This is a genomic window from Burkholderia sp. E168m23, from assembly GCF_016586125.1.
GTDB lineage: Bacteria > Pseudomonadota > Gammaproteobacteria > Burkholderiales > Burkholderiaceae > Burkholderia > Burkholderia orbicola.
The window spans coordinates 1-4270 of sequence record NZ_BCPP01000645.1 but is presented as its reverse complement, the minus strand read 5'-3'; the positions used below and the strand labels follow the sequence as shown (position 1 = coordinate 4270).

The window sequence follows — 4270 nt, the reverse complement described above, 5'->3', positions numbered from 1 at the left end:
CTCAAGACGGCCTGTCCTACTTCCTCGTCTATCCGCCCCAACGTGCGGCACAACCGAAAATCCGGGCCCTCGCCGACGTCTTGCTGCGACTTGCGCGAGAAGATTGATTGATGGGCGGGAGTCGAGGCACCACGCTCACCCGTGGTCAGAGATCCCCGCGCACTTCACCGGTTCCCAGCGCGCTCCGCTGCCGGTTGACTTCCGCCCACAGCTCGTCGCTGTCGTCCTCGCGCAGCACGACCATGCAGTCCAGTTGATCGTCGGTCACGCCGAAGTATTCGAGGATTTCTTGGCGAACCGCATCGATGAACTGCGCGTATTCCGGCGTTGCCTGGGCCCGCGCGTGCAAGGCGTCGTATTCCGCATCGTCCGCGCCGCCGCCGTGCTCGTCGATATAGCGCGAGATCCACTGGTCTCGTTCGTGGTCGTAATCCGCCTCGGCGCGCATCGCTTGCACGGCCGTGTACAAATCCAGTTGGGCAAACGCGGCGATCGCCGCCGTTGTCGCCTCGTCGAATGTCGTCGTCATTCCCTCTCTCACTTCAGTCATCGCACATCGTTGGTCATGCCGGGAAGCCTTGTCGCGGGCGGTTCCAGGTCGCTCACGAGAAAACCGGCAGCGCTGTTCCGAACCGCTCGTATTCGTTCACCGTATCGGACGAATCAATCCTGTCAGACGTTTTGAACGGGAAGGGTTCGGGTTATCTGGACGGTTTGCCGGGCTTGCCCCGACCACCCGCCGATTTGCCGGCCGGCTTCCCCGCCCCCGCCTTGCCGGCCGGTTTGCTCCGCGGCTTCTGCACGCTGAACGGGCTCCCGATGGTGTAGTCCGTTCCCGTGCCGACGGCGGGCTTCGCATGCTGCGCCACGGGCTTGCGCTTGCCTTCGCCACCTTGCGTAGGCGGCTTCTTGCCCGGCTGCGCCTGCCTGCCGACCGGCGCAGCTTGCTGCACCTTCGGCTTCTTCGGCTTTTTCGGTTTCTTGATGATCTCGCCCGTCGCGCTGGTTTCCGGCACGCGGTGTTCGGCTTCGAAACCCGGCTCTTCTTCGCGCCGCAGCGTCTGCCGGATCAGCGCTTCGATCGCGGCCAGTTGCGGCGCTTCATCGGCGCACACGAGGGATACCGCCACGCCGCTCGCGCCCGCGCGGCCGGTCCGGCCAATACGGTGCACGTAGTCTTGCGCGACGATCGGCAGATCGACGTTGATCACGAGCGGCAGATCGTCGATATCCAGCCCGCGCGCCGCCACATCGGTGGCGACCAGCATCTGTACTTCACCCGTCTTGAAACGCTCCAGCGCGCGCAAACGCGCGGGTTGCGGCTTGTCGCCGTGGATCGTATCGACCGCATAGCCGGTCTTCTCCAGCATGAGCGCTAGATAGTCGACGCCGTTGCGGGTCTTGACGAACACCAGCGCGTGCTCCCACCTGTTCTGGGCCACCAGGTGCATGAAGAGGTCGGGCTTGTTCCGCTTGTCGACCGGCACGACCCACTGCTTGATCTTGCTGGCCGTCGCGTTGGGCGGGCTGACGCTGATATCGACCGGGCTGCGCAGAATACCGGCCGCCATCTTGCGGATTTCGTCGGAGAACGTGGCCGAGAACAGCAGCGTCTGGCGCTTGGCGGGCAACGCGGCAAAGACCGCGTCGAGTTCGCGCGCGAAGCCGAGATCGAGCATGCGGTCGGCTTCGTCGAGCACCAGCGTCTGCACCTGATCGAACTGCACCGCGTTCTGGCGATTGAGGTCGAGCAAGCGGCCCGGCGTGGCAACGAGCACGTCCACGCCCTTGCGCAGCTTCATCATCTGAGGATTGATGCTCACTCCGCCGTAGGCGGCCAGAAATCGCAGATCGAGACCTTTGCCGTACTCGACGAAGCTTTGCAGCACCTGTTCGGCCAGTTCGCGCGTGGGCACCAGCACCAGCACGCGCGCGCGGTTGCTGGATACCGCCGGGCCGTGTTGCACCAGCCGTTGCAGCAGCGGCAGCGCGAAACCGGCCGTCTTGCCGGTGCCGGTCTGCGCCGCGGCCATGACGTCCTTGCCGCCGAGCACCACAGGAATCGCCTTGGCCTGCACCGGCGTGGGTGTCTGGTAATTGAGGCCCTGCAGATTACGCAGTAACGGCTCGATCAGGCCAAGCGAGGCAAAAGACATGGACGTGTTCCGGGCTAAAACCGCAATTCTAGCGGTTACCGCGCCGGCCAAGCCCCGTCCCGCGTACATCCCTCGTTCGAGCCGCAACGTCGACGCGTGGTGGCCCGCGATCGCAGCCGGCGCGGAAGCGATCGTACTGACGCGAGCGGCTGCGGCGCGTTCATGAAGGAATACGGCGACCTGCTGCGCTCCGACCCCGTCTATGCGGACAAGGCGGGTCGCGTCACCACGCTCGCACGCAGCCGGAATCGATTGTCACCGCCGACGTTGGCTGCCAGACTCATCTGCACGACGCGGGCCGCACACCCGTGCGCCAATGGATCGAGCTCGTCGACAACCGGCTGGTCAACCGACCGCCGTTTCCGGAGGAACGCCATGCAAACGAAACCCGAACTCGAACTGGCCGACGCCGAGCGCATGCTCGCCACCGCCCGCGCGGAAGCGGAACGCCACGGCTGGGCCGTGTCGATCGCCGTCGTCGACGATGGCGGCCATCTGCTCGCCTTCGCGCGGCTGAACGGCGCCTCGCCGGCCAGCAGCACCATTGCGCAGGACAAGGCGCGCGCGGCGGCGCTCGGCCGTCGCGAGACGAAGGCGTATGAAGATATGATCAACGGTGGCCGCACCGCGTTTCTGAGCGCGCCGCTGTCGGGGTTGCTCGAAGGCGGCGTGCCGGTCACGGTCGGCGGCCAGATCGCAGGCGCGATCGGTGTGTCTGGCGTAAAGTCCGAACAGGACGCGCAGATCGCCCGCGCCGGTACACAGAGCGTCGCGGAATAACCAGCCAAACCGCGCGCATTTTCCCCGGGAGGATTCACGATGATCGACCAAGCAGGACTGCAAGTCGCGCCAGCGCTAAGCCAGTTCATTGAAAACGAAGCGCTGCCGGGCACCGGCATCGACAAGGCCGCGTTCTGGAGCGGTTTCTCGGCGCTGGTGCACGACCTCGCGCCGCGCAACCGCGAGCTGCTCGCCGAACGCGACCGCCTGCAGCAGGAACTCGACGCGTGGCATCGCGCGCACCCCGGCCCGGTACGCGACCATGCCGCGTATCGCGCGTTCCTCGAAAAAATCGGCTACCTCGTGCCGGTCCCGTCGAACGTCGCGGCAGCCACCGCGAACGTCGACAGCGAGATCGCCACGCAGGCCGGCCCGCAGCTCGTCGTGCCGCTGTCGAACGCACGCTATGCGCTGAACGCCGCGAACGCACGCTGGGGCAGCCTGTACGACGCGCTGTACGGCACCGACGCGCTGCCGGAAGACGGCGGCGCCGAACGCACCGCGGCCTACAACCCGACGCGCGGCCAGCGCGTGATCGACTACGCGCGCAATGTGCTCGACAACGCGGCGCCGCTCGCGAGCGGCTCGCACCGCGACGCGCTGCGCTACCGCGTGCAGGACGGCCAGCTCGCGGTCGAAACCGCGCAGGGCGTCGTGCACCTCGCGCAGCCGGCGCAGTTCGTCGGCTATCAAGGCGCGGCCGATGCGCCGTCCGCGATCCTGCTGAAGCACAACGGCCTGCACCTCGAGATCCAGATCGATGCGTCGACCCCGATCGGCCGCGCCGATCTCGCGAACGTGAAGGACGTCGTGCTCGAAGCCGCGGTCAGCACGATCATCGACTGCGAGGATTCGGTCGCGGCGGTCGACGCCGACGACAAGGTCCAGCTCTACCGCAACTGGCTCGGCCTGATGCAGGGCACGCTGGTCGAGGAAGTCGCGAAGGGCGGCAAGACCTTCACGCGCCGCCTGAACGCCGATCGCGAGTACACGACGCCGGCCGGCGGCACGCTGTCGCTGCACGGCCGCTCGCTGCTGTTCGTGCGCAACGTCGGCCACCTGATGACCAACGGCGCGGTGCTCGACCGCGACGGTAACGAAATTCCGGAAGGGATTCTCGATGGCGTCGTCACGACGCTGTGCGCGCTGCACGACCTGAAGGCCAAGCGCAACTCGCGCACGGGCTCGATCTACATCGTGAAGCCGAAGATGCACGGGCCGGTCGAAGTCGCGTTCGCCGACACGCTGTTCGCGCGCATCGAAGATCTGTACAACCTGCCGCGCAACACGCTGAAGATGGGCATCATGGACGAGGAGCGCCGCACCAGCGTGAA

4 protein-coding genes and 2 pseudogenes are annotated in these 4270 nt (G+C 66.4%); 4 read left to right on the top strand and 2 right to left on the bottom strand.

From position 1 onward, the window contains the following. Positions 1-107 (top strand): annotated as a pseudogene (locus JMF90_RS26605) (LysR family transcriptional regulator); the annotation flags it as partial. Positions 108-145: 38 nt separating this feature from the next. Here JMF90_RS26605 and JMF90_RS26600 read toward each other — a convergent pair. After that, positions 146-529 (bottom strand): hypothetical protein, encoded by a 384-nt coding sequence (locus JMF90_RS26600; RefSeq protein WP_011548777.1) that lies wholly within the window; start codon positions 527-529, stop codon positions 146-148. 172 nt (positions 530-701) lie between these two features. Continuing rightward, a complete protein-coding gene (locus JMF90_RS26595) occupies positions 702-2156 on the bottom strand; it encodes a DEAD/DEAH box helicase (RefSeq protein WP_041489654.1) in 1455 nt (484 codons plus the stop codon). Positions 2157-2217: 61 nt separating this feature from the next. Here JMF90_RS26595 and JMF90_RS26590 point away from each other — a divergent pair. The 3 genes and pseudogenes from JMF90_RS26590 to JMF90_RS26580 form a co-directional block, all read left to right on the top strand. Continuing rightward, positions 2218-2506: pseudogene (locus tag JMF90_RS26590) on the top strand (hypothetical protein); the annotation flags it as partial. A 25-nt stretch (positions 2507-2531) separates the two neighbouring features. After that, positions 2532-2936 carry a heme-binding protein gene (locus JMF90_RS26585; protein ID WP_011548775.1) on the top strand — a complete coding sequence of 135 codons (405 nt, stop codon included), beginning with the start codon at positions 2532-2534 and terminating at the stop codon, positions 2934-2936. Between the two features lie 39 nt (positions 2937-2975). Beyond that, positions 2976-4270 (top strand): malate synthase G (locus JMF90_RS26580; protein WP_201325627.1); only part of this gene is annotated, 1295 nt, incomplete at its 3' end.

Coding starts and splice junctions, on each gene's coding strand:
- JMF90_RS26600 (WP_011548777.1), bottom strand. CDS start 529: ATGACGACGACATTCGACGAGGCGACAACGGCGGCGATCGCCGCGTTT.
- JMF90_RS26595 (WP_041489654.1), bottom strand. CDS start 2,156: ATGTCTTTTGCCTCGCTTGGCCTGATCGAGCCGTTACTGCGTAATCTG.
- JMF90_RS26585 (WP_011548775.1), top strand. CDS start 2,532: ATGCAAACGAAACCCGAACTCGAACTGGCCGACGCCGAGCGCATGCTC.